Here is a 22101-nt window from a genome sequence, read left to right as displayed (position 1 = left end):
TGCCGAAAACTCTTCGCGCAACGGCTGCCATGGACCGGACCCTGACCCTTCTCGGCATCGAATCGAGCTGCGACGATACGGCGGCGGCGGTGGTGCGCGCGGATGCGGGACGACCGGAGATCCTGTCGTCGCAGGTGCTGGGGCAAACTGCGCTGCACGAGGCCTTCGGTGGCGTGGTGCCCGAGATCGCGGCGCGCGCCCATGCCGAGCGGCTGGACGGGGTGGTGGAGGAGGCGCTGGCGGTGGCTGGGGTCTCGCTGGACCAGATCGACGCGATTGCGGTGACGGCGGGGCCGGGGCTGATCGGCGGGGTGCTTTCGGGCGTGATGCTGGCGCGGGGGTTGGCGGCGGCGAAGGGCCTGCCGCTGGTCCCGGTGAACCACCTTGCCGGTCACGCGCTGACGCCGCGGCTGACCGACGGAATTCCCTTTCCCTACCTGATGTTGCTGGTCTCTGGCGGGCATTGCCAGTTCCTGCTGGTTCAGGGCGTGGATCGCTTCGTGCGTCTTGGCGGGACCATTGATGATGCGCCGGGCGAGGCTTTCGACAAGACCGCGAAACTGCTGGGCCTGCCGCAACCCGGGGGGCCCTCGGTTGAAGAGGAGGCGGCGCTGGGCGATGCGGGGCGGTTCCAGTTCCCCCGGCCGCTGCTTGATCGAGAGGGGTGTGATATGTCCTTCTCTGGCCTGAAGACTGCGCTCTTGCGGGCGCGGGATGCGCTGGTGGTGGAGAAGGGCGGGATCACGGTGCAGGACCGCCGCGACCTGTGCGCGGGGTTCCAGGCGGCGGTGGCCGAGGTGCTGGCAAAGAAAACATCGCACGCGATAGATCTCGCCGGGAGGCCGCTGACAGCCCTCGCCGTCGCGGGAGGCGTGGCGGCGAACACTACGATTCGGGCCATGTTAGAGACTGTTTCGACTCGCGCAGGCCTGCCGTTCCTCGCTCCGCCGCTGCGGCTTTGCACCGACAACGCAGCGATGATCGCCTGGGCGGGGATCGAGCGCCTGCGCACCGGTCTGTCGCACACCAGCGATTTCGTCGCGCGCCCGCGCTGGCCGCTGGATGACCGTGCCCCGGCCTTGCTCGGGTCGGGCAAGAAGGGGGCCAAGGCATGATCGGAATCGCGGGGGCGGGGGCTTTCGGGACGGCTTTGGCGGTGGCCTTGGCGAAAGGGGGGCGCGAGGTGCGGCTCTGGGCCCGCGACCCGGATCAGGTGCGGCAGATGCGTGAAACCGGGCGAAATGAGGTAGCCTTGCCGGGGATCGCGTTGCCGGAAAACGTCTCTGTTCACGCTCAGATCGGAGAAGTGACCCACGGACAGGCGCTGTTGCTGGCCATGCCGATGCAGGCCCTGGGCGCGGCGCTGGACGCTTCGCCAGAGATCGACGGGCGGCAGCCGTTGGTGGCCTGTTGCAAGGGCGTCGACCTGACGACCCTGCGCGGTCCGGTTGCGGTGATCGAAGGACGCCGACCGGGTGCGCCCGCGGCGATCCTGACCGGGCCAAGCTTCGCGGCAGACATCGCATGCGGCCTTCCCACCGCCCTGACGCTGGCAACGACCGGCGATGGCGAGGCATTGCAGGAACTGCTCTCCACTCCCACCCTGCGGCTTTACCGGACCGATGACGTGATCGGCGCAGAGCTTGGTGGCGCCTTGAAGAATGTCGTCGCGATCGCCGCCGGAACAGTGATCGGCGCGGGACTTGGCGACAGCGCCCGTGCGGCGCTGATGACGCGGGGTTATGCCGAGATGGTACGGCTGGCGGAAGCCCTAGGCGCAAGGGCCGAGACGCTGGCGGGCCTGTCGGGCTTTGGCGACCTGGTGCTGACCTGCACCTCTGCCCAATCGCGCAACTTCCGCTACGGCTGCGCCTTGGGGAAGGGTGAGGCTTTCGATCCCAAGGTCACGGTCGAGGGCGTCGCCACCGCCCGCGCTGTGGTGCGGCTCGCCGAGGGAAAGGGAATCGACATGCCGGTCACAACGATGGTCAATGCCCTTGCCCTTGGGCGGATCGCGTTGAATGATGCCATCGGCCAGTTGATGAGCCGGCCCCTTAGACAGGAATGACAATGCGTTACGCACTGATCTGCCTCGACAAACCCAACGCCCTGCAAACAAGGGTCGACAACCGCGCCGCGCATCTGGCGTATATACAGGAGACCGGCGTGGTGGAGCAGGCCGGGCCGTTCATCGACGCGGCGGGGCAGATGTGCGGGAGCTTGGTGGTGCTTGGGGTGGGCTCGAAGGCTGACGCGGAAGCTTGGGCGTCGGATGATCCCTATGCCAAGGCGGGGCTGTTCCAGTCCGTAATGATTCAGGAATGGAAACGGGTGATCGGATGAACCATTGGCTTTTCAAGTCGGAACCCGATGTCTGGGGCTGGGACCACCAGGTCGCCAAGGGCGATCAGGGCGAGGAATGGCACGGCGTCCGCAACTATCAGGCGCGCAACAACATGCGGGCGATGAAGATTGGCGACCGGGGGTTCTTCTACCACTCGAACATCGGGAAAGAGATCGTCGGGATCGTCGAGGTCTGCCGCGAAAGCAGCACCGACAGCACCACCGACGACTCGCGCTGGGACTGCGTCTGGATCAAGGCGGTAAAGCCGTTGAAGCGGGGGATCAGCCTCGAGGAATGCAAGGTCACGCCGGGGCTGGAGAAGATGGTTCTGGTCAACAACTCGCGTCTATCGGTGCAGCCGGTCAGTGACGAGGAATGGGCGATCATCTGCCAGCTGGGGGGTGTCGACCCCTGACGCTTGCGCTATGGGCGGCGTGCTGTATTCCTTCTGTCGACAAGCGGGGCGGCATGACCGAAGCGGATGACCAGCAGGAACGCAAGCGCGGTACCGGGGCGCGCTTCGTCTATGACACGCTGCGGGACGAGATCCTGAACCTTGTCCTGCAACCCGGTGAACCGATCGACGAGATCGGCCTGGCCGAGCGGCTGAGCATGTCACGCACCCCGGTCCGCGAGGCGCTGGTGCGGCTGGCGGGCGACGGGCTGGTGACGCTGTTGCCCAACCGCTCAACAGTGGTTTCGCAGATCGACTTCCCGAACCTGCATCACTTTTTCGACGCGCTGACTCTGATGTACCGCGTCACCACAAGGCTGGCGGCGCAGTTCCATGACGAGGCCGACCTTCAGGCGATCCGTGCCCGGCAGGCGGTCTTTGCGGAAGCCGTGCTGGCGGGCGATACGGCGGGGATGATCCAGCTGAACCGCGATTTCCACGTCGCCATCGCCGAGGCGGGGCGGAACCCCTATTATCTGCAACTCTTTTCGCGCCTTCTGGACGAGGGGCGGCGCATCCTGCGGCTCTACTATTACCCGACCTTCGAGCCGCGCCTGCCACACCCGTATATACAAGAGCACGAGGCGATCATCGCAGCGGTGGCGGCGCGGGATGTAGATACATGCGACCGGCTGGCGAAGGACCATGCCGACAAGATCGTCCGGCAAATCCAGGGGATGATGGCCCGCGACCTTCGGCAGGACATAGAGATCTAGGGCAACTTCGCCTTTCCTATTGAAATTATATGTAAAAATCTTGTCGACAAATAAAATGCAAGATATATGCTGGGATCAGGATGCGGATTCGGCCGCTATAGGAGGATTGCAATCATGAAGTCTGAAATCTTCTCGGGTACCATCCCGGCGCTGATGACTCCCTGCAAGGCAGACCGATCGCCCGATTTCGAAACACTTGTCGCCAAGGCCAAGGAACTGGTCGGGCTCGGCATGTCGGCCGTGGTCTATTGCGGCTCGATGGGCGACTGGCCGCTCCTGACCACAGAGCAGCGGATGGAAGGGGTGGAGCGGCTGGTGAAGGCCGGGATCAAGGTCGTGGTCGGCACCGGCGCGGTGAATACCGCCACCGCCGCCGCCATCGCCGCCCATGCCCAGAGGGTCGGCGCGCATGGTTTGATGGTGATCCCGCGCCTCCTGTCGCGCGGCACCGTGGTCGCGGCGCAGCGGGCGCATTTCAAGGCGGTCCTCTCGGCTGCCCCGACCCTTCCGGCGGTGATCTACAACAGCCCCTATTACGGCTATTCCACCAAGGCCGACCTGTTCTTCCAGCTCAGGGCCGAGCATCCGAACCTGGTCGGCTTCAAGGAATTCGGCGGCTATGACGACCTGTCCTATGCCGCAAACGCGATCACCGGGGCTTCGCCGGACCTGAAGCTGATGATCGGCGTCGATACCGCCGTCTATCACGGCTATGTCAACTGCAACGCCGATGGCGCGATCACCGGGATCGGCAACGTCCTCCCGCGCGAGGTGCTGCATCTGGTCTCGCTCTGCAAGGCTGCGCAGAAGGGCGATGCCGAGGCGCGGCGGCTGGCCTATGAGCTGGATCAGGCGATGCAGGTGCTGTCGGAAGTCGACGCCGGACCTGATCTGGTGCTGTTCTTCAAGCACATGATGGTGATGCGCGGCGAAGCGGCCTATACTCACCATTTCAACGCGGAAGATCAGCTGTCGGCCAGCCAGAAGGGCTTCATCGAGGCGCAGCTTCGGATGTTCGACGCGTGGTATGCCGATTGGGCGAAGCAGCCGGAGGCGCGGAAATACGCCGCCTGACATGACACGGATCGTCGTCATCGGCGCAGGGGTTATCGGGCTGTCCACTGCCCTGATGGCGCAGGCCCGGGGATTGTCCGTCACGGTGGTGGACCGCGAAGGTCCCGCCGCAGGAGCCTCGGCAGGCAATGCCGGGGCCTTCGCCTTCACCGACATCCTGCCGCTGGCCTCGCCCGGCATCCTGAAAAAGGCGCCGAAATGGCTGCTGGACCCGCTCGGTCCGCTGACAATCCCGCCCGCATATGCGCTACGCATCGCTCCATGGCTCTACCGCTTCTGGCGCGCCTGTTCGCCCCGAGCCGTCGCGGCCTCGACCACGGCGCAGACAGCGCTGATGGACCTTTCAAAGGCCGAGCTGGAGCCGTTCCTGGCGGCGACCGGCACGCTTCCGATGTTGCGCAAGGATGGGAATCTCCAGGTCTATGAAGGCGAGGCGGAGTTTCGGGCATCGCTGCCCGGCTGGAGGGCGCGCGATGCGCACGGGATCGAATTCCGGCATCTGACGGCCGAGGAGATGCAGGGCCTGCAACCCGGCCTCGCGCCCCGCTTCACGCATGGCACCTTCACCCCCGGCTGGTATTCCATTGCCGATCCCCTGGAGCACATGCTTGCGCTGGCGGCGCGATTTCGTGCGCAGGGCGGCGAGATCCTGCGCGCCGAGGTGACCGGCCTGGAGCCGCAGGAGAGGGGTGTGTGTATACGCACCAAGGGCGAACTGCTTCTCGCCGACAAGGTCGTGCTGGCAGCGGGGGCCTTCTCGCACCGGATCGCGGCGACGCTGGGCGAGCGCATCCCGCTGGAGACCGAGCGCGGTTACAACACCACCCTGCCACCGGGCGCGGTGGACCTCCGCTGTCAAATCACCTTCGGCGGCCACGGTTTCGTCATCACGCGCCTGTCCTCCGGCATCCGAGTCGGTGGCGCGGTAGAACTGGGCGGGCTCTCGCTGCCACCGAATTACCGGCGGTCAGACGCCATGCTGCAGAAAGCAAAGGCTTTTCTGCCGGACCTGACTACAGAGGGCGGTACGCGTTGGATGGGCTTCCGTCCCTCGCTTCCCGACAGTCTGCCCGCCATCGGGCGGTCGCGAGTTTCGCCACAGATTGTATATGCCTTCGGTCACGGTCATCTGGGCCTGACCCAATGCGCCGGGACCGCCCGGATCGTGGCCGATCTTCTCACGGACCGGACCCCGCCAGTGGACCTGGCCTCCTTCAGCCCGCAAAGGTTCTGACATGGCTGTATATACGTTCTCCTGCATCGACGGCCACACCTGCGGCAACCCTGTGCGGCTGGTCTCGGGCGGCGGACCGCGGCTGGAGGGGGCGACCATGCTGGAGCGCCGGGCGCATTTCCTGAAGGATTACGACTGGATACGGACCGGGCTGATGTATGAGCCGCGGGGGCATGACATGATGTCGGGCTCGATCCTCTACCCGCCGACGCGGGCGGATTGCGACGTGGGGGTGCTGTTCATCGAGACCTCCGGTTGCCTGCCGATGTGCGGGCATGGGCTGATCGGGACGGTGACGATGGGCCTTGAAAACGGCCTCATCACGCCCCGCGAACCGGGTCGGCTGGCGGTGGATGCTCCGGCTGGGCGGGTGGAAGTTTCGTATATACAGGAAGGGCGGTTCGTCGAGGAGGTGCGGCTGACCAATGTGCCGGGTTTCCTTTATGCAGAAGGGCTTACGGCAGAAGTCGAGGGTCTGGGCGAGGTGGTAGTGGACGTCGCCTATGGAGGCAACTTCTATGCCATCGTCGAGCCGCAGACGTGTTTCCGCGACATGGCCGACCATACGGCGGGGGAGCTGGTGGGCTGGTCGCCGAAGCTTCGCACCGCGCTGAATGCGAAGTATGAGTTCGTGCATCCCGAGCATCCGGCGATCACCGGGCTAAGCCATATCCTGTGGACCGGCAAGCCGACGGTGCCGGGCGCCCATGCCCGTAACGCCGTGTTTTACGGGGAAAAAGCCATTGATCGCAGCCCCTGCGGGACGGGGACCTCGGCCCGGATGGCGCAGTTGGCGGCGAAGGGGAAACTGGCCGTGGGGGACGAGTTCCACCATGAGAGCATCATCGGCTCGATCTTCAAAGGCCGGGTCGAGGCCGCGGCAAAGGTGGCGGGGAGGGAGGCGATTGTACCCTCGATCGCCGGCTGGGCCCGGCAGACGGGGATCAACACGATCTTCATCGACGACCGCGATCCGTTTGCGCATGGGTTCGTGGTGAAATAGTCGCCAGGCCGATCCTTCGATCCTTGGCCCTGTTCAGGTCGTGCCTGTTGCTCCGGCCCCCAACCGCTTCGACACTGTGGCAGCCATCACGAGCAGCTCTTCTCTCGCTCCGTCGACCGATACCGTGTTGGTCCCCGAAAGGCGCCGGATGAACGGAATGGTGATCGCCGCAACAACGCGACCTGTCATGTCACGGACGGGCGCGGAAATGTTGGTCACACCTGCGATGGTGAAGGACTCGTTCTGGGCATAACCCATTGACCGAACGGCAGTCAGATCGGTGATAAAGGCGGCCTGTCGGTCCCCACTGCCAGGTCCCGCATCCACCAGCAGAGCCGCGAGGGCGTCCTCGTCCATCCAGGCCGCAAGCACGCGGCCGGAGGACGTGTCGTACAGCGATATCTGCGCGCCCAGACGCACTGCGGTGATGTTGTTGTCGTTGCAGTCCACCTGCGCGATCACCAGGACCTTGCCCGAATGCAGGATCGCCAGGTGCATGGACTGGTTGATGCGGTTGGCAAGCTTCTGCATCGCCTCGCCCGCGATGCTGGTCAGGCGGCGCACCGGCGGATGGCGATGGGCGATCTCGAACAGCTTGGTCGTCAGGCTGTAACGGTCATCCTCCTCGTTCAGATGCACATAGCCGCGTTTGCGCAGGACCATCAGCATCCGGAAGATCTCGGAGGTGGTGCGCCCCAGCGTCTTCGCAATCTCGGCCTGGGTCTTGCCCTCGGCCTCGCTTGCCAGATGTTCCAGGATGTCGAGCCCTTTCGACAGGGCCGGCGCCCGATACTTGTCTTCCGGACCCTCGCCCTCGTCGAACTGGTCGTCGTCCTCATCCCTGCGCGCCATGCCGTCTCTCCCTTCGCCAGCGATAGCATGGGTTCAAATGTGAAATCAAATCCGCCGCTGGATTTGAAATGTGAAAATACGTTTTACTTGTAAATTGTATCTTGCTACAAAGCGACAGAAGGTGGAGGACCGGATTTGGCAACGGAAATCGTCCTGAAGGGCATGACTTGGTCCGATCCACGGGGCTATGATCCGGTCGTGGCGGCGGCGGCGGAGTTTGCCAGGCTGCATCCCGGTGTCCGCATCGACTGGGACAAGCGGTCGCTTCAAGGGTTCGAATCCACCCCGGTGGATGAACTTGCTGCAGCCTATGACCTCATGGTGATCGACCATCCCCATGTCGGCGCCGTGGTGGCCGACGGGTGCCTCTTGCCGCTCGACCTGCATGCCGATGCCGACAGCCTGTTGCAGCTCGAGGCCGACACCGTGGGCAAGAGCTTCGCTTCCTACCGGCTGGCTGGACGGCAATGGGCCCTGCCGATCGACGCGGCGACGCAGGTCCAGGCGATCCGGCCCGACCTGCAACCGACGCCGGCCCTGCGCTGGGATCAGGTCATGTCCGCCGCGCGCGACGGGGCCGTCCTCTGGCCGCTGCGACCACCGCATGTCCTGATGGGCTTCTTCACCCTCGCCGCCAACCTGGGCGATCCCTGTGCGGTGACCAAGGGGCCGCTGGTCGACCGCAGAACCGGCCTTGCCGTGCTGTCGGCGCTTCAAGCGCTGGCCGAGCTGGTCGATCCGGCCTGCCAAAAGATGGACCCGATTGCCGCGCTGAACGCCTTGGCCGAAAGCTCCCGGAGCCGGATCATCCCGCTGACCTACCTTTATGCGCCCTACGCGCGAGAGGGCTATCGGTCCAACCGCATCGCCTTCCACGACATGCCCGCCATTGGCCATGGCGGTCCCATCGGGTCGGCCCTCGGTGGGACCGGGATCGCCGTCTCGGCCCGGACCGCCCAGCCCGAGCTTTGCACCCGCTTCGCGGTCTGGCTCGCCTCGGCGACGGTGCAGCGCGGGCTCTATACAAAGCACAACGGGCAGCCCGGCAACGCCCGCGCCTGGGGCGATGCTTCCGTGAACTCCGCCGTGGGCAATGCTTACGCCGACACCCGCCTGACGCATGAGTGCGCCTGGCTGCGACCGCGCCACAAGGGTTACATGGCCTTCCAGGAGACGGGCAGCCATATCGTTCTTGATGCGATCACCGGCCGCACCTCGCACGCTGCGGCGCTGGACGCGCTGGACCGACGCTTCATCGAGAGCTTCCCGGAATGACGACCGCCCCCCTGCCGCTTGAGGGCCTGCGCGTCCTCGACTTCAGCCAGTTCCTGGCCGGGCCCTATGCCGCGCTGAAGCTGGCCGACATGGGTGCCGATGTCGTCAAGGTCGAGCGGATCGGCACTGGCGATCTGTCGCGCCACCTGTACCTCACCGACACGAGGATCGGCGGGGAAAGCACGATCTTCCACGCGATCAACCGCAACAAGCGGTCGGTTGCCGTGGACATGAAGTCCGAAACCGACCGCGCGGCGATCCGCGATCTTGTGCGCGGCGCGGATGTGGTGTTGCAGAACTTCCGGCCCGGCGTGATGGACCGGCTGGGGTTCGGATACGAGGCTGTCCGCGCTATCAACCCGAAAGTGGTCTACGGCTCGGTCACCGGCTACGGCACCGAGGGTCCTTGGGTGGACCTGCCCGGCCAGGATCTGCTGGCGCAGGCCCGGTCGGGCATGATGTGGCTGACGGGCGGCGCGGAAGACGGGCCGGTTGCCGTCGGCCTGCCCATCGCCGACGTGCTCGCGGGTGCTGCGCTGGCGCATGGTGTGCTGGCGCTCCTCTTCCGCCGCGAACGCCATGGGATCGGCGGGTTGGTCGAAACCTCGCTGATGGAAGTCTTGGCCGACCTTCAGTTCGAGTTGCTGACCACCTGGCTGAACGACGGCGGGCGGACGCCCCGGCGGTCGGCACAGAACCCTGCGCATGCCTATCTGGCGGCCCCCTACGGGGTCTATGCGACAGCGGATGGTCATATCGCCATCGCGATGGGCAAGCTGGATATTCTGGCCGGGATCACCGGACTGGACAGGGAAACCGCCTCGCTCGACCCCTTCACCGCGCGCGATCGCATCAAGGCCGGACTGGCGGCATCGCTCGCCACGAAACCAAGCGCCGAATGGATGGAGGCCTTCGTCGCCGCCGACATCTGGGCCGCGCCGGTGCTGGACTGGCGCGAGCTGGCCGCGATGGACATGATGGAAACGCTGGACATGCTGCAGGAGGTCGAACGCGGAGACGTGCGGCTGAAGACCACCCGGCTGCCGATCAAATTCGACGGACAGCGTCCCGCAGCCCCAAAGGCCGCCCCTGCCCTAGGCGATGCAAATGCGCTTCTTTCAAAGGGATGGACCTGAGCCATGGCTGAGATCGGCGTTCATGCGCGTGCGATGGCGGGTCTGCCGCAGGACCATGCGGCGATCCCGGTCTGGAACTCCGAGGACTGGTATTTCGAGGACTTCGCGATTGGTGACAGGATCCGTTCGATCCGCCGCACCATCGCCGAAGGCGAGTCGATGCTGTTCAACAGCCTCGTCATGGACCACCATCCCTATGTCAGCGACGAGACCTTCGCCCGCGAGGAAGGCGTCTTCGGGCGCAGGCTGGTGGCGGGAGCCTTCGTCTTTTCGCTGGGCCTTGGGCTTGCGGCGACGAACTGCCTGAATTCGTTCAGCTACGGCTATGACCGGCTGCGCTTCATCAAGCCGGTGTTCATCGGCGACACGATCTACACGATCCGCGAGAACCTGTCGAAAGAGGTCCACAACAAGACGATGGGCAAGCTCAAGGTCAGCTATTCCGTCTACAAGGCCGAGGGCGAACTGGTGCTTTACGCCGAACACCTGCTGACGGCGCTTTACCGCGATCCCGCCCCGTTCGCCCAAGAGGCGCGGGAAAGGATGGCGGCAAAGGAAAAGTCCCGCAGCTGATCAGCCACGGGACCCTTTCAGTCAGCTGTCGGCGATGCAGACCTGACGTTGTCGGCCCAGCCCTTCGATCCCAAGCTCCACCACGTCGCCCGGCTTCAGATACTGCGGCGGCTTCATCCCCAGCCCGACCCCCGGAGGCGTCCCGGTGCTGACCACGTCGCCCGGATGCAGGGTGAAGAACTGCGACAGGTAGGACACGAGGAAGGGCACCTTGTAGACCATTGTCGCGGTGCTGCCGTCCTGCATCCGCTTGCCGTTCACGTCCAGCCACATGCGCAGCTTGCCCGGGTCCGGCACCTCGTCCCGCGTGACCAGCCAGGGGCCGATGGGGCCGAAGTTGTCGCTGGACTTGCCCTTTGACCATTGGCCGGAACGCTCGGTCTGATAAGCCCGCTCCGACACGTCATTGCAGACCATGAACCCGGCCACGTGGTCCATCGCATCGGCCTCAGCGATGTACTTGCCGGACTTGCCGATGACGAAGGCCAGCTCAACCTCCCAGTCGGTCTTTTCCGAACCGCGCGGGATGATGATCGGATCATCCGGCCCGCAGACCGCCGAGGTGTACTTGGCAAAGATCACCGGTTCTGGCGGGACCGCCATGCCGGACTCGGCCGCGTGGTCGGAATAGTTCAGCCCGATGCAGATGAACTTGCCGATCTGGCCCACTGCGGCGCCGATCCGCGGGGTGCCGGGGACAAGCGGCAGGCTTTCCGGGTCAAGTGCCTGCAACGGGGCAAGGTCGGCCAGCACCGCACCCGCGATATCGGGCACATGCGCCGACAGATCGCGCAGGCGACCGTCCGCATCCAGCATCCCGGGCTTCTCGGCGCCCCGCGCTCCATATCGCACAAGTTTCATCGTGATCTCCTCAGGTCGTCCAGCCGCCATCGATGACATGCTCGGTTCCGGTGGTAAAGGCGGCCTCGTCCGAGGCCAGGTAGCAGACCAGCGCCGCAACCTCCTCGGCGCGGCCCAGCCGTCCCATGGCCTGCCGCGCGATGAACGCCTTGAGCGCGCCGTCATAGTCGCCCGTGGCGCGCAGCCGCTCGTGCAGGCTTGGGCTGTCCACCGTCCCGGGACAGATCGCGTTGCAGCGGATGCCTTGCGTCACGTAGTCCGCCGCGACCGCTCGCGTCAGCCCCACCACCGCCGCTTTCGATGCCGAATAGACCGCGCGGTTGACCGGCCCCTTCTTCGGTCCCGCGACCGAGGACATGTTGATGATGGAACCGCCCCCCTTTGCCAGCATCCCCGGCAGGAAGGCGCGGATCATGCGGAACTGCGCCTTGGCGTTCAGGTCGAAAGCAAAGTCCCAGTCGCTCTCTGATGCTTCCATCACCGTGCCGTTGTGGACCACGCCCGCGCAGTTGAACAGGATGTCGATGGCTCCGACCTCCTTCGCGCAGGCCGCAATGGCGGCGGCGTCCAGCACATTCAGCCTGCGTGCCACGATGCCCGGCACCTGTGCCAGCTCGGCCAGTGCGGCATCGTTCACATCGGTCGCGATCACGGTCGCGCCTTCGAGCGCCATACGCTCGGCGGTGGCGCGGCCAATGCCCTGCCCCGCGGCCGTGATCAATGCGGTCTTTCCGGTCAGTCGTTCCATCTGATGTCCTTATGCGCTGGCCGGCAGGCAGGCCGGGCCAATCGGGTCAAAGCTCTTGTAGGTCAGGATGAACTCCCGGTGCCCCAGCGTCTCGGAGGCGGTCTGACGTCCGCCGGCGACCGCAAGCACCAGATCCCGGATCTCGCGACCCACCTCATCGATGCTGCGGCGGCCCTCGATGATGTCGCCTGCGTTGACGTCCATGTCCTCAGCCAGCGCGCGGAAGGTGTCGGGGTTGGCGCAGATCTTGATGACCGGCGAAATCGCCGAGCCAACAACCGAGCCACGCCCGGTGACGAACAGCGTCAGATGCGCGCCCGAGGCGATCATCTCGACGATCTCGGCATTGTCGCTGATGTTCGGGAAGCCGAAGCGCACCTCGCCGTCGGGGACCACATCCATCAGGTAAAGCCCGCCGCGCGGCGGCAGGTCGCCGGGCTTGATGATGCCGGAAATCGGACTGTCACCGGATTTTACGTAGGCCCCCAGCGATTTCTCCTCGATGGTCGAAAGCCCGCCCGCGGCATTGCCGGCGGCAAAACTGCCATAGCCCAGCGTCGCGTAGTAACGCTCCGCCTTCTGCACGCTGTCGCGCAGAAGCTGGCCTAGCTCCGGAGTGACGGCGCGCGAGGCCATGATCTCCTCGCAGCCGATCAACTCGCCGGTTTCCTCGAAGATACACGCAGCGCCTTCACTGACAAGCAGGTCGAAGGCCCGCCCCGCCGCCGGATTGCCAGAGATGCCGCTGGTGCCGTCCGAGCCACCGCAAACCGTGCCGATCACCAGATCGCTTGCAGCCATCGGCACCCGCACGGCGGTGGCGATCTCGGCCAGCGCGCCTTCCACCCAGTCCTGCCCCGCCTTGACCGTGGCCCGGGTTCCCCCCGCCTTCTGGATCACCAGCGTCTTGACCGGGCGGCCCGAGGCTTCGACCGCATTGCTTGCCCGCACCTTGTCAAAGCTCTCACAGCCAAGCGAGACGAAGAGAACCGCACCCACGTTCGGGTGCGTGCAGAGCCGTTCCATCATCCGGGCGGCGTATTCGTTTGGGAAACACCCCGGGAACCCGATCAACTGCACATCCCGGCCGCGGAAGCCCGCCACGATCTCCGACGCGACGAAATGCGCGCATTCCACCAGATAGGCCACGACCACCGTGTTGCGGATACCCTTGCGCCCGTCGGCGCGTAGCCAGCCCTGCATCAGCCTGTCCTCCCGTCGGCATCCTGAAGAACCACGCTTGGCGTATAGCCGGAGCGGAGGTTGTGGACGTGGACATGCGACCCGGCAGCGATATCGGCGGTGGCGATGCCGATGGGCATGCCATACTTGCGGACGGTGTCGCCCGCCGCGATGGGCTGGCGAGCGATCTTGTGGGCCATCGGGATCGACTGCGACAGCCGGACAGCGCCGGTTTCAAGCGCGACCTCGGTGCCTTCCGGTGCAGTGGCGCGGGCGACCAGGACGTTGTCGTCCGGGTGCAAGAGCAGGAAAGGTCCGGTCATGGGCGACGCTCCACCATGTAGATATGATCGGCGACGAGCACCGTATCGCCCTGCTGGTTGGCGACGGTCAGCCGTTCGGTCACGCGGCCGAAGCCGGGGCGCTTCTCCATCGGCTCGACCGCGATGATCTCGACCCGCGACCGGATCGTGTCGCCGATGAAAACCGGCTTCACAAAGCGCAACCTGTCATAGCCGTAAGAGAAGGCGACCGGATTGATGATGGTCGCAGTCAAACCGACGCCAATGGTGAAGACCATGGTTCCATGCGCGATGCGCTGGCCGAATGGCAACGTCTTGCAGAACTCGACATCCAGATGATGCGGGAAGAAGTCGCCGGAATGGCCGGCATGGACGACGAAATCCGTCTCGGTGATGGTGCGGCCCGTGGTTTCACGGCCTTCGCCCACGACGAAGTCCTCGTAGTATTTCACCTGTTCAAGCATCGGGTGCCCCCTTGATCGGATGTGCGGGCAGGGCCGCGCTGTCATAGGCCGCTTCGACCAGCGCCATCGTATGCCAGGCGTCCTCGGCGCTGCCTTGCAGGTTGTCGTCCTCGCCCACCGCGAAACGCATCACTTGGGTGAAGCGGCCGAGGAAGGCCTCGATGAACCAGTTGCCCGCCAGCGACACCTGCTCCCACCCTGCGCCGGTGTTCAGCCACAGCTCGTCGGGTTCTCCCTTCGGATAGTCGAGGTTCACCCCCAGCTTCACATAGGCCGCCCCCCGGGTGCCGCAAATGCGGAACTCGCAGGCCTGGAATTGCCGACCGAAGCTGTGGTTGTGATTGATCGACAGGGCGCAGCGCACCTCTGGTCCGTAGTCGAGGATCATCGCCGAGCGGGTGTTCGACACGGTCGAGGAGGGATGGCCAAGGGTCCGGGCATGCACACCGAGCGGATTGCCCAGAAGGTCGCGGATCGCGTCGAGGTAGTGGATGGAGTGCAGCAGGATCTCCACCCTCGGCAGATTGGCCAGGAAGGCCCACAGATGCCACGGCGTGTCCACGGCCAAGAGCCCGTCGATATCGACGACCTGCCCCAGAAGGCCCCGGTCGATGGCATCCTTCAACGCCAGAAGGGCCGGCGCGAACCGAAGCTGGAAGTTGACCGCCGCCTTCAGCCCCTTCGCCCGGCAGATGCGGATGATGCGGTCAGCCTCGGCCATGTCCGAGCCCATCGGCTTCTGCATGATGCAGACGGCACCGTCCGGCAGCGCCTCCAGAAGGGCCGGATGCGCGGCGGGCGGGGTGGCAAGATCGTAGACCGCGCCCAGTCCAGGCGCGGTGGCCTCCGCGACGCTGGCAAACGCGCGGGTGCCTGCCTTTGCGGCCACCGCCTCCGCCTTCGCCAGATCGGGATCGTAGATCCCGGCGATCTTGAACCCCAGCCGGGCATAGGCCGGCAGATGTGCGTCGGTGACGATGGACCCGGCCCCGAAAATCACCAGGGGCAGCGAGGTCTTCGGCAGGAGAATGGTTTGCCGCAGCTCAGTCGACATGGAAGACTTCCGTCATCTCGGCCCACCACTCGCCATCCTTCCGGCTGTCCAGCGGGCGCTGCAATGGCATGTTGACCGCCCACCAGCGCTGCGTCTCGGGGTCTGCGGCCATCTTCATCATATCGGCGGCAAAGTCGGTGCCGTGGTATTCGAAGTAGGAGAACATCAAGTTCTCCGGCTCTTTCAGAAAGATCGAGTAGTTGCGGATATTGCACTCCGCGATCTTGGCGAGCACGCTAGGCCAGACGGCCGCGTGCAGCTTGCGGTATTCGGCCTTGCCCTCTTCCGACAGGCCGATGACGGAACCATAGCGCTTCATGCGGGCCTCACTTCAAACTGGCTGCCTTCGGACATGCGGGCCTGCAATGCGGCTTCGTCCCAGTCGATCCCGATACCCGGAGCCTTGGGGGCCAGCGCATAGCCACCCTCGCGCGCCATGGGGGCGGCGATCTCGTCCAGTTGCGGGATATATTCCAGCCAGGGCGCGTTCGGCACGGCGCACACCAGGCTGACGTGAAGCTCCATCAGGAAATGCGGGCAGATCGCCAGGTTATGCGCCTCGGCCATATGCGCGACCTTGAGCCAGGGGGTGATGCCGCCCACCCGTGCCACATCGGCCTGCACGATCCCGCAAGCCCCGGCCGCGATGTAATCGGCGAACTGGCCGGGAGAGTAAAGGCTTTCCCCCAGCGCGATGGGCACCCGCGACTGGCGGGCCAGGCGGGCATGGCCGGCGATGTCATCGGCGGGAAGGGGTTCCTCGAACCAGCCGATGTTCAGCGATTCCAGCAGCGGCAGGCGGCGCGCGGCTTCCGGCCCGGTCATCGACTGGTTGGCGTCGGTCATGATCTCGTAATCCGGGCCAAGGGCGGTCCGCACCGCCGTCAGCCGCGCGGCATCGCCTGCGACCGTCGGCTTGCCGATCTTGATCTTCGACCCCAGGAAGCCCTGGGCGCGCATGGCCAGCGCATCTTCGACAAGGGCCGCCGGTTCCAGATGCAACCAGCCACCTTCGGTCGAATACATCGGCACCCGCGGCTTCGCCCCGCCCGCCAGTACGTGCAGCGGCAGTCCGGTCCGCTTGCCGCGCAGATCCCACAAGGCGGTGTCGATGGCGGCGAGCGCCAGCGACATGATCGGCCCGACCGCCGTGGCATGGCTCGTGAACAGAAGATCGCGCCAGATCGCTTCGATCATCGCGCCCTCGCGTCCCATCAACGCGGGCAAAAGCGTGTGATGCAAGAGCGCCAGGACCGAAGGCCCGCCGTCGCCGATGGTGTAGGAATAGCCCCTGCCGGTCGCGCCCTCGGCGTCGGTCAGGGTGACGAAGATCGTCTCCTGGCTCTTGAAGCTCTGGATCGCGTCGGTGCGTTTGACCTTGGGCACCAGATCGACAAGGAAGGCCTCGGCCCGTTCGATGACCGCCATGTCATACCCTCAGGCTTGCGCCGGTCTCGGCGTCGAACAGGTGGCATTTGTCCAGCGCGATCCCGAAGCGCAGGACTTCCCCCGTCCGCACCGGGCGCGGGTTCAGCATCTTGGCCTGCACCTCGGTCCCCGCCAGCGTGCCGAACAGCAGCGTCTCGGTCCCCAGGGGCTCGGTCAGGGTCACCGGCATGTCCACATGCGCCATATGCGCGGTCGGCGGCAGGGAATGGCCTTCGGGCATGATGTTGTCGGCCCGCACGCCGAACTGCACCGCCTGCCCCTCGTGCGCCGAGAGACCGGGCGGCAGCGGCAGGGCGGTTCCATCGGCCAGTCGCAGCGCGCCGCCTGTCACGGTGGCAGGCATCAGGTTCATCGGGGGCGAGCCGATGAAGGTCGCGACGAAGGAATTCACCGGGCGCTCGAACACCTCCAGCGGAGTGCCGATCTGCACGATATGCCCGTCGCGCATGATGACGATGCGGTCGGCCAGCGTCATCGCCTCGACCTGGTCGTGCGTCACATAGATGATCGTGGTGCCGACCTTCTGGTGCAGGCGTTTGATCTCGACTCGCATCTGGGTGCGCAGCTTGGCGTCGAGATTCGACAGCGGCTCGTCGAACAGGAACACGTCCGGATGGCGCACGATCGCGCGGCCCATCGCAACCCTTTGGCGCTGGCCGCCCGACAACTGCCCCGGCTTGCGATCCAGCAGCGGGGTCAGTGACAGGATGTCCGCCGCCTCGGCCACGGCCTTTGCGATCTCCGGCTTCGACCGCTTGGCGATGTGCAGCGAGAAGCCAAGGTTTTCCCGCACCGTCATGTGCGGGTAAAGCGCGTAGTTCTGGAACACCATGCTGATGTTGCGGTCACGCGGGGGCAGATCGTTCACCATCCGGTCCCCGATCCGCACCTCGCCGCCCGAGATATCCTCCAGCCCCGCGATCATCCGCAGCGTGGTCGACTTGCCGCAGCCCGACGGGCCGACCAGCACCACGAACTCGCCATGCGCGATGTCGAGGTTGATCGCATGTACCACCGGCAGGGCGCCGTAGGTTTTCACAACGTCCCGCAGGACAACTTCAGCCATGACTTATCCTTTCACGCCGCCGAAGGTCAGGCCGGCGATGAGGTGTTTCTGCACAAGGAAGGTCAGCACCAGCGCGGGGATGATCATCAGCACCGCCAGCGCACACATGCCGCCCCAGTTGAGGGTGAACTGCGAGGTGAAGTCCATGAGCCCGACGGGCATGGTCTTCGAGTTGAGCGACCGGGTCAGCTGACTGGCCAGCGCATATTCGTTCCACGAGGTCAGGAAGGCGAAGATCCCCGCGCTGGCGATGCCCGCCCGCGCCACCGGGAATTCCACTTTCCAGAAGGCCTGCCAGCGGGTGCAGCCGTCGATCTCGGCCGCCTCGGCCAGTTCCTTCGGGACCTGCCGAAAGAAACCGTCGATCAGCCAGATTGTGAAAGGCACGTTCAGCGCGACATAGACGAGGATCATGCCGAAATGCGTGTCGATGATGCCAATCCGCCCGAACAGGATGAAGAGCGGCAGCGACAGCGCCACCCCCGGCACCGCCCGCGTGACCATCAGGCCGACGAAGATTGCCGCCTTGCCGGGAATGCGATGCCGCGCAAAGGCGTAGCCGCCCGCCATGCCGACCAAAAGCGCTATGGCGGTGGAAGTCAGCGAGATGATCATCGAGTTCCAGAAGTAGGTCAGCACCGGCACACCGCCCTCGCCGACGCCGCCGAACATCGCGCGGTAGTGGTCGAGGTTCAGCTCGGTCGGAATCCAGACCGGCGGCTTGGCCATGATCTCGACCGTGGGCCGGAAGCTGTTCAGCACGACCCAGAGGCCGGGCAGACAGATGATGCTCATCGCGAGGAATAGGCCAAGGAAATGGCCCCCCTTCAGCAGTCGGCGGCGGATTCGGTGCGTGCGGCCTTGGTCCATGGTGTCAGTCCCCCATGCCAAGACTGGTCCGCGCCGTGGTCAGCTTGCGGAAGAAGTAGACGGTGAAGACGATCGACAGCAGGATGGCGATGTACCCCATCGCATTGGCGTATCCCATCCGCGCGTCGACATAGCCGGTGCGCCCGATCAGCGTCCACAAAAGTTCGGTCCTGCGGGCGGGGCCGCCCGCGGTCATCACCTGCACGATGTCATAGGCCCGAGCCACGTCCAGCGACCGGATCGCCATCGCGATATAGATGAAGGGCATCAGGAACGGCAGCGTCACATAGCGGAAGGTCTGCCAGGGCGTACAGCCATCCACCCGCGCTGCCTCGACCGGATCCTGGGGGATCGCGAAAATGCCGGCAAGGATCAGGATTGCGAAGACCGAGGTCGAGGTCCAGACCTCGGCAGCCACGATGGCCAGGAAGGCGAGGTTGCCGTCGACCAGCCAGGGGATCGCCACGTCGGTCAGTCCCAGCGATTGCAGGGCGTTGTTCAGAAGGCCCACGTTGTCATTGAAGATGAACTTGAACTGGAAGCCCACCAAGATGGGCGAGAACATCATCGGGAACATCATCATCGTGCGCAGCAGGCGCTGCCCGAGCGTGACCTTGGCGACCATCACCGCCAGGCCAAGTCCCAGTAGCATCTCAAGGTTGAGGGCCAGCGTCAGGAGAAGAACCGCGCGCCCGAACGCTGCCCAGAAGTTAGCATCGCCCATCGCCTTCCCGTAGTTGAAAGTCCCGATCCAGCGGGTGATCGTCTCGGGCCGGGTCAGCTGGAAGGCGGTGAAACTGGAATAGAGGCTGAGAACCAGCGGAATCGCGACCACTGCAAGCAGGATCACGAATGCCGGCAACAACAGGACCAGCCACGGGGGTAGGCGCATCTGGTACATCGGGGTCCTTCCGCGAGGCAAGCTGGAAGCGGCGCCAGCGAAGGGCGCCGCTTCCATTCAGGTTCAGGACAGGATCAATAGACCCCGTTCTCGCGCATCAGGCTGTCCACGGCGTCAGAGGCGGTCTGCAATGCCTCGTCCACCGTCTTGTCGCCCAGGATGGCCGCCTGAAGTTCCGGGTAGATCAGGTTCGTCGCCTCGATCCAGTAAGGAGTCTTCGGCACCGGGAAGGCGGTCTTCGCGGTTTCCTGGAAGGCGGCCAGCACTTCGGCCTTGTAGGGGTCGGATGCGGCGTCGGCGATCACCTTGTCCCAGACGGCCGTCCGCGTCGGCAGCGGTCCGGCAGCGGATTCCAGCGCCTGGCTGTCCTCGTTGGTCAGGAAGTCGACCAGCGACGCGGCGGCCTCCTTGTTTGCGCAGGCTTCGGTGACGGAAAATCCGTGGAAGCCTGACCAGCCCGTGCGCACGCCCGCGGCTCCCTTTGGCGCGGGTGCCACGCCTACATTGCCGGCGACCTTCGATGCCGCAGGATCGTTGAAGAAGCCCGACCAGCCCGGCCAGTCCAGGTTCAGCGCGATGGTGCCCGAGGCAAAGCCGTTGCCAAGGTCATCCCACAGATAGTTGGTGGTCCCCGGCGGCACGGCCCCCGCCTTGTAGAGATCGACGAACCATTGCAGCGCCATCTTGCCCTCGGGCGAGTTGAAGGCGGGCGAGAAGTCGTCGTTGAACATCTTGCCGCCATTGGCCACGACAATCTCGTAGAACCGACCGGCAATGCCCTCTTCCTTGCCGGCGTACTGGGTGCCGTAGAAGTTGGGCGGATCGGCGAAGAACATTGCCTGGTCGCGGAACTGGTCCCAGGTCTCCGGCACGGCCAGGTCATAGCCATACTTCGCCTTGAACGCCTCGGCCTTGGCCGGGTCGGTGTAAAGCGACTTCTGGTAATACAGCGCCGAGACGTCGAACTGGGCGCGCGGCAGCATCACCAGCTTGCCGTCCAGCGTCGCCGCCTCGATGTTCGCGGGGACAAAGCCCGCGATCGTCTCGGCGGGCAGAAGCGGTGTCAGGTCGGTGTAAAGCTGCGGGTACTGCGGGGCGAAGGAGGAATGGTTCGACCCCACGCACCAGGTGATTGCACCGGCGGCGATGTCGGCCTTGAACTCCTTGTCCAGCTCGAAGTGGTTCTTCTGGCTGACGATGTTCACCTTGGCGCCGGTCTTGGCCTCCCATTCCGGGATGCGGGCATAAAGCGCCTCGTACTGCTGCCCGCCGATCAGCTTGGCGTCGATGGTGACCCCGGCATACTCGCCATCGGCGAGCGCGCCCGAGGCCAGGCCAAGCCCCGCCAAAAGTGCCAGCGCGCTGCTGGCCGCGAATGTCTTCATGGCATTTCCTCCCTGGTTTGTGCCGTGCCGTCGGCGACCGCACCTCGCACCGCTATCAATTTCATATCCGGAACGATGTTTCATGTATAAATGTAGTTGAAAGACTGCGTCAAGCTGCGTTTAGATGCGACAGTGCACCGCGCAGGCGAAATCCGGGGGATGGAATGATCTTTGACACGCACCTGCACCTCATCGACCGGTCGCGACTGAGCTACCCTTGGCTGGCCGGTGTGCCGGCCCTGGATCGTGACTGGGATTTCGATTCCTACGCAACCACCGCGGCGCGGGTCGGGATCACGAGCGTCCTGCATATGGAGGTTGATGTCGCGGAAACCGACATCGACGCGGAAACTGCCTGGATCGCAGAGCTGATGGCGCGACCAGGAAGTCTGCTGCGCGGGGCGATCAGTGCTGCCCGACCCGAATCCGACGGTTTCGAGGCCTGGCTCGACCGCGTCGATCGACGGGTCGTGCGGGGCGTGCGACGGGTGCTGCATGTTGTTCCCGATGCCGTATCGCAGGAAGAGCGCTTTCGCCGGAATCTTCGGAAACTTGGGCAGTTGGGGCTGCCGTTCGACATCTGCATGCTGCAACGCCAGCTTTCGCTGGCGGTTGCACTGGTGGATGCCTGCCCCGACACGATGTTCATTCTGGACCATTGCGGTGTGCCCGATATCGCATCGGGCGCCTTCGCTGACTGGGCAGGCTGGATCAGTCGCCTTGCCGAACGGCCGAACGTGAACGCGAAGCTTTCCGGGATCAGCGCCTATGGCCCGCCGGACTGGACCTTGCAGACATTGCAACCCTACACGCGCCATCTGATCGAAGCGCTCGGCCCCGGTCGTGTCGTCTGGGGGTCGGATAGCCCGGTTTGTACCCTGCAATCCTCTCTGCCCGAATGGGTCGCCGCCACGCAGGCCTTGTTGTCTGACCTCACCCCGGACGAGCGTAACGGCATCCTGAATGGCAATGCCGATCGGCTCTGGTTCAAGACCTGATAGTCGACCGTCATCCCAAGGCGACATGACCCAAGGCGAAGGGACCGGTGCATTCTACATAAGAATGCTTGGCATCGAGCGGTCGTGGCAGGACGAAGCCTTGGGTCGAGCCTCGGATCCTTTCTTGTCGCCGTCTCGTCGTCCCGATCAATCAGGCCGG

25 protein-coding genes are annotated in these 22101 nt (G+C 64.9%); 12 read left to right on the top strand and 13 right to left on the bottom strand.

Features of this window, described 5'->3' with window-relative positions; all coding sequences use genetic code 11:
* The first annotated feature begins 29 nt into the window (after positions 1–29).
* The 8 genes from tsaD (at position 30) to JNJ68_RS08405 (ending at position 6825) form a co-directional block, all read left to right on the top strand.
* Complete coding sequence (gene tsaD / locus JNJ68_RS08440) at positions 30–1115, top strand: tRNA (adenosine(37)-N6)-threonylcarbamoyltransferase complex transferase subunit TsaD (RefSeq protein ID WP_294981374.1); 1086 nt, start codon at positions 30–32, stop codon at positions 1113–1115.
* Entirely contained in the window at positions 1112–2068 is a 957-nt protein-coding gene (locus JNJ68_RS08435; protein WP_294981372.1) for an NAD(P)H-dependent glycerol-3-phosphate dehydrogenase, read from the top strand. Before tsaD ends, JNJ68_RS08435 begins: the two co-directional genes overlap by 4 nt.
* A gap of 2 nt (positions 2069–2070) precedes the next feature.
* The gene (locus tag JNJ68_RS08430) at positions 2071–2343 is read left to right on the top strand and encodes a YciI family protein (protein ID WP_294981369.1); all 273 of its coding nucleotides are present in this window, start codon (positions 2071–2073) and stop codon (positions 2341–2343) included.
* Positions 2340–2759, top strand: a complete 420-nt coding sequence (locus JNJ68_RS08425; protein WP_294981366.1) for an EVE domain-containing protein — start codon at positions 2340–2342, stop codon at positions 2757–2759. Before JNJ68_RS08430 ends, JNJ68_RS08425 begins: the two co-directional genes overlap by 4 nt.
* 53 nt (positions 2760–2812) lie before the next feature.
* Positions 2813–3514 carry a GntR family transcriptional regulator gene (locus JNJ68_RS08420; RefSeq protein WP_294981364.1) on the top strand — a complete coding sequence of 234 codons (702 nt, stop codon included), beginning with the start codon at positions 2813–2815 and terminating at the stop codon, positions 3512–3514.
* A 114-nt stretch (positions 3515–3628) separates the two neighbouring features.
* Complete coding sequence (locus JNJ68_RS08415) at positions 3629–4588, top strand: dihydrodipicolinate synthase family protein (protein WP_294981361.1); 960 nt, start codon at positions 3629–3631, stop codon at positions 4586–4588.
* A gap of 1 nt (position 4589) precedes the next feature.
* Positions 4590–5822 carry an FAD-binding oxidoreductase gene (locus JNJ68_RS08410; RefSeq protein WP_294981359.1) on the top strand — a complete coding sequence of 411 codons (1233 nt, stop codon included), beginning with the start codon at positions 4590–4592 and terminating at the stop codon, positions 5820–5822.
* A gap of 1 nt (position 5823) precedes the next feature.
* A complete protein-coding gene (locus tag JNJ68_RS08405; protein WP_294981356.1) occupies positions 5824–6825 on the top strand; it encodes a 4-hydroxyproline epimerase in 1002 nt (333 codons plus the stop codon).
* Positions 6826–6858: 33 nt separating this feature from the next.
* Here JNJ68_RS08405 and JNJ68_RS08400 read toward each other — a convergent pair whose 3' ends face one another.
* The gene (locus tag JNJ68_RS08400; protein WP_294981353.1) at positions 6859–7677 is read right to left on the bottom strand and encodes an IclR family transcriptional regulator; all 819 of its coding nucleotides are present in this window, start codon (positions 7675–7677) and stop codon (positions 6859–6861) included.
* A 135-nt stretch (positions 7678–7812) separates the two neighbouring features.
* Here JNJ68_RS08400 and JNJ68_RS08395 point away from each other — a divergent pair, with 135 nt between their 5' ends.
* Genes JNJ68_RS08395 through JNJ68_RS08385 form a run of 3 tightly spaced genes read left to right on the top strand, consistent with a single transcriptional unit; the run spans position 7813 to position 10661 of the window.
* A complete protein-coding gene (locus JNJ68_RS08395; protein WP_294981350.1) occupies positions 7813–8952 on the top strand; it encodes an extracellular solute-binding protein in 1140 nt (379 codons plus the stop codon).
* Positions 8949–10088: a CoA transferase gene (locus JNJ68_RS08390; RefSeq protein ID WP_294981347.1), complete on the top strand. Its 1140-nt coding sequence runs from the start codon at positions 8949–8951 to the stop codon at positions 10086–10088. Before JNJ68_RS08395 ends, JNJ68_RS08390 begins: the two co-directional genes overlap by 4 nt.
* Before the next feature lie 3 nt (positions 10089–10091).
* A complete protein-coding gene (locus JNJ68_RS08385) occupies positions 10092–10661 on the top strand; it encodes a MaoC family dehydratase (protein WP_294981345.1) in 570 nt (189 codons plus the stop codon).
* Positions 10662–10682: 21 nt separating this feature from the next.
* Here JNJ68_RS08385 and JNJ68_RS08380 read toward each other — a convergent pair whose 3' ends face one another.
* From JNJ68_RS08380 to JNJ68_RS08325, 12 genes are all read right to left on the bottom strand, one after another.
* Positions 10683–11522 (bottom strand): fumarylacetoacetate hydrolase family protein, encoded by an 840-nt coding sequence (locus JNJ68_RS08380; RefSeq protein WP_294981342.1) that lies wholly within the window; start codon positions 11520–11522, stop codon positions 10683–10685.
* A 10-nt stretch (positions 11523–11532) separates the two neighbouring features.
* Entirely contained in the window at positions 11533–12270 is a 738-nt protein-coding gene (locus tag JNJ68_RS08375; RefSeq protein WP_294981340.1) for an SDR family oxidoreductase, read from the bottom strand.
* 9 nt (positions 12271–12279) lie between these two features.
* Positions 12280–13473, bottom strand: coding sequence for a UxaA family hydrolase (locus tag JNJ68_RS08370; RefSeq protein WP_294981337.1), 1194 nt, complete (start codon positions 13471–13473; stop codon positions 12280–12282).
* The gene (locus JNJ68_RS08365) at positions 13473–13775 is read right to left on the bottom strand and encodes a UxaA family hydrolase (RefSeq protein ID WP_294981334.1); all 303 of its coding nucleotides are present in this window, start codon (positions 13773–13775) and stop codon (positions 13473–13475) included. The genes JNJ68_RS08370 and JNJ68_RS08365 overlap by 1 nt, the downstream gene beginning before the upstream one ends.
* Positions 13772–14218, bottom strand: coding sequence for a MaoC family dehydratase (locus JNJ68_RS08360; RefSeq protein WP_294981331.1), 447 nt, complete (start codon positions 14216–14218; stop codon positions 13772–13774). The genes JNJ68_RS08365 and JNJ68_RS08360 overlap by 4 nt, the downstream gene beginning before the upstream one ends.
* Positions 14211–15272, bottom strand: a complete 1062-nt coding sequence (locus JNJ68_RS08355) for a Gfo/Idh/MocA family oxidoreductase (RefSeq protein WP_294981329.1) — start codon at positions 15270–15272, stop codon at positions 14211–14213. The genes JNJ68_RS08360 and JNJ68_RS08355 overlap by 8 nt, the downstream gene beginning before the upstream one ends.
* Entirely contained in the window at positions 15262–15591 is a 330-nt protein-coding gene (locus tag JNJ68_RS08350) for an L-rhamnose mutarotase (protein ID WP_294981326.1), read from the bottom strand. The genes JNJ68_RS08355 and JNJ68_RS08350 overlap by 11 nt, the downstream gene beginning before the upstream one ends.
* Positions 15588–16700: a mandelate racemase/muconate lactonizing enzyme family protein gene (locus JNJ68_RS08345; RefSeq protein ID WP_294981324.1), complete on the bottom strand. Its 1113-nt coding sequence runs from the start codon at positions 16698–16700 to the stop codon at positions 15588–15590. Before JNJ68_RS08345 ends, JNJ68_RS08350 begins: the two co-directional genes overlap by 4 nt.
* A gap of 1 nt (position 16701) precedes the next feature.
* Positions 16702–17787, bottom strand: a complete 1086-nt coding sequence (ugpC, locus tag JNJ68_RS08340) for a sn-glycerol-3-phosphate ABC transporter ATP-binding protein UgpC (protein WP_294981322.1) — start codon at positions 17785–17787, stop codon at positions 16702–16704.
* A 3-nt stretch (positions 17788–17790) separates the two neighbouring features.
* The gene (locus tag JNJ68_RS08335; RefSeq protein ID WP_294981320.1) at positions 17791–18582 is read right to left on the bottom strand and encodes a carbohydrate ABC transporter permease; all 792 of its coding nucleotides are present in this window, start codon (positions 18580–18582) and stop codon (positions 17791–17793) included.
* Between the two features lie 79 nt (positions 18583–18661).
* Positions 18662–19549 (bottom strand): sugar ABC transporter permease, encoded by an 888-nt coding sequence (locus JNJ68_RS08330; RefSeq protein ID WP_294981318.1) that lies wholly within the window; start codon positions 19547–19549, stop codon positions 18662–18664.
* A gap of 83 nt (positions 19550–19632) precedes the next feature.
* The gene (locus tag JNJ68_RS08325; protein WP_294981317.1) at positions 19633–20943 is read right to left on the bottom strand and encodes a sugar ABC transporter substrate-binding protein; all 1311 of its coding nucleotides are present in this window, start codon (positions 20941–20943) and stop codon (positions 19633–19635) included.
* 164 nt (positions 20944–21107) lie between these two features.
* Between JNJ68_RS08325 and JNJ68_RS08320 the strand changes: the two genes are divergently transcribed.
* On the top strand, positions 21108–21941 hold the full coding sequence (locus JNJ68_RS08320; protein ID WP_294981315.1) for an amidohydrolase: 834 nt from the start codon (positions 21108–21110) through the stop codon (positions 21939–21941).
* Positions 21942–22101 lie beyond the last annotated feature (160 nt).

This window comes from Tabrizicola sp., from assembly GCF_016793705.1.
Classification (GTDB): domain Bacteria; phylum Pseudomonadota; class Alphaproteobacteria; order Rhodobacterales; family Rhodobacteraceae; genus Tabrizicola.
Note: the sequence above shows the minus strand (reverse complement) of the source record. Positions and strands in the feature narration are given on the sequence as shown.

Bases quoted from the DNA above. Each gene is read 5' to 3' on its own strand.
- tsaD (WP_294981374.1), top strand. From the start codon at position 30: ATGGACCGGACCCTGACCCTTCTCGGCATCGAATCGAGCTGCGACGAT.
- JNJ68_RS08435 (WP_294981372.1), top strand. From the start codon at position 1,112: ATGATCGGAATCGCGGGGGCGGGGGCTTTCGGGACGGCTTTGGCGGTG.
- JNJ68_RS08430 (WP_294981369.1), top strand. From the start codon at position 2,071: ATGCGTTACGCACTGATCTGCCTCGACAAACCCAACGCCCTGCAAACA.
- JNJ68_RS08425 (WP_294981366.1), top strand. From the start codon at position 2,340: ATGAACCATTGGCTTTTCAAGTCGGAACCCGATGTCTGGGGCTGGGAC.
- JNJ68_RS08420 (WP_294981364.1), top strand. From the start codon at position 2,813: ATGACCGAAGCGGATGACCAGCAGGAACGCAAGCGCGGTACCGGGGCG.
- JNJ68_RS08415 (WP_294981361.1), top strand. From the start codon at position 3,629: ATGAAGTCTGAAATCTTCTCGGGTACCATCCCGGCGCTGATGACTCCC.
- JNJ68_RS08410 (WP_294981359.1), top strand. From the start codon at position 4,590: ATGACACGGATCGTCGTCATCGGCGCAGGGGTTATCGGGCTGTCCACT.
- JNJ68_RS08405 (WP_294981356.1), top strand. From the start codon at position 5,824: ATGGCTGTATATACGTTCTCCTGCATCGACGGCCACACCTGCGGCAAC.
- JNJ68_RS08400 (WP_294981353.1), bottom strand. From the start codon at position 7,677: ATGGCGCGCAGGGATGAGGACGACGACCAGTTCGACGAGGGCGAGGGT.
- JNJ68_RS08390 (WP_294981347.1), top strand. From the start codon at position 8,949: ATGACGACCGCCCCCCTGCCGCTTGAGGGCCTGCGCGTCCTCGACTTC.
- JNJ68_RS08385 (WP_294981345.1), top strand. From the start codon at position 10,092: ATGGCTGAGATCGGCGTTCATGCGCGTGCGATGGCGGGTCTGCCGCAG.
- JNJ68_RS08380 (WP_294981342.1), bottom strand. From the start codon at position 11,522: ATGAAACTTGTGCGATATGGAGCGCGGGGCGCCGAGAAGCCCGGGATG.
- JNJ68_RS08375 (WP_294981340.1), bottom strand. From the start codon at position 12,270: ATGGAACGACTGACCGGAAAGACCGCATTGATCACGGCCGCGGGGCAG.
- JNJ68_RS08370 (WP_294981337.1), bottom strand. From the start codon at position 13,473: ATGCAGGGCTGGCTACGCGCCGACGGGCGCAAGGGTATCCGCAACACG.
- JNJ68_RS08365 (WP_294981334.1), bottom strand. From the start codon at position 13,775: ATGACCGGACCTTTCCTGCTCTTGCACCCGGACGACAACGTCCTGGTC.
- JNJ68_RS08360 (WP_294981331.1), bottom strand. From the start codon at position 14,218: ATGCTTGAACAGGTGAAATACTACGAGGACTTCGTCGTGGGCGAAGGC.
- JNJ68_RS08355 (WP_294981329.1), bottom strand. From the start codon at position 15,272: ATGTCGACTGAGCTGCGGCAAACCATTCTCCTGCCGAAGACCTCGCTG.
- JNJ68_RS08350 (WP_294981326.1), bottom strand. From the start codon at position 15,591: ATGAAGCGCTATGGTTCCGTCATCGGCCTGTCGGAAGAGGGCAAGGCC.
- JNJ68_RS08345 (WP_294981324.1), bottom strand. From the start codon at position 16,700: ATGGCGGTCATCGAACGGGCCGAGGCCTTCCTTGTCGATCTGGTGCCC.
- ugpC (WP_294981322.1), bottom strand. From the start codon at position 17,787: ATGGCTGAAGTTGTCCTGCGGGACGTTGTGAAAACCTACGGCGCCCTG.
- JNJ68_RS08335 (WP_294981320.1), bottom strand. From the start codon at position 18,582: ATGAGCATCATCTGTCTGCCCGGCCTCTGGGTCGTGCTGAACAGCTTC.
- JNJ68_RS08330 (WP_294981318.1), bottom strand. From the start codon at position 19,549: ATGCGCCTACCCCCGTGGCTGGTCCTGTTGTTGCCGGCATTCGTGATC.
- JNJ68_RS08325 (WP_294981317.1), bottom strand. From the start codon at position 20,943: ATGAAGACATTCGCGGCCAGCAGCGCGCTGGCACTTTTGGCGGGGCTT.
- JNJ68_RS08320 (WP_294981315.1), top strand. From the start codon at position 21,108: ATGATCTTTGACACGCACCTGCACCTCATCGACCGGTCGCGACTGAGC.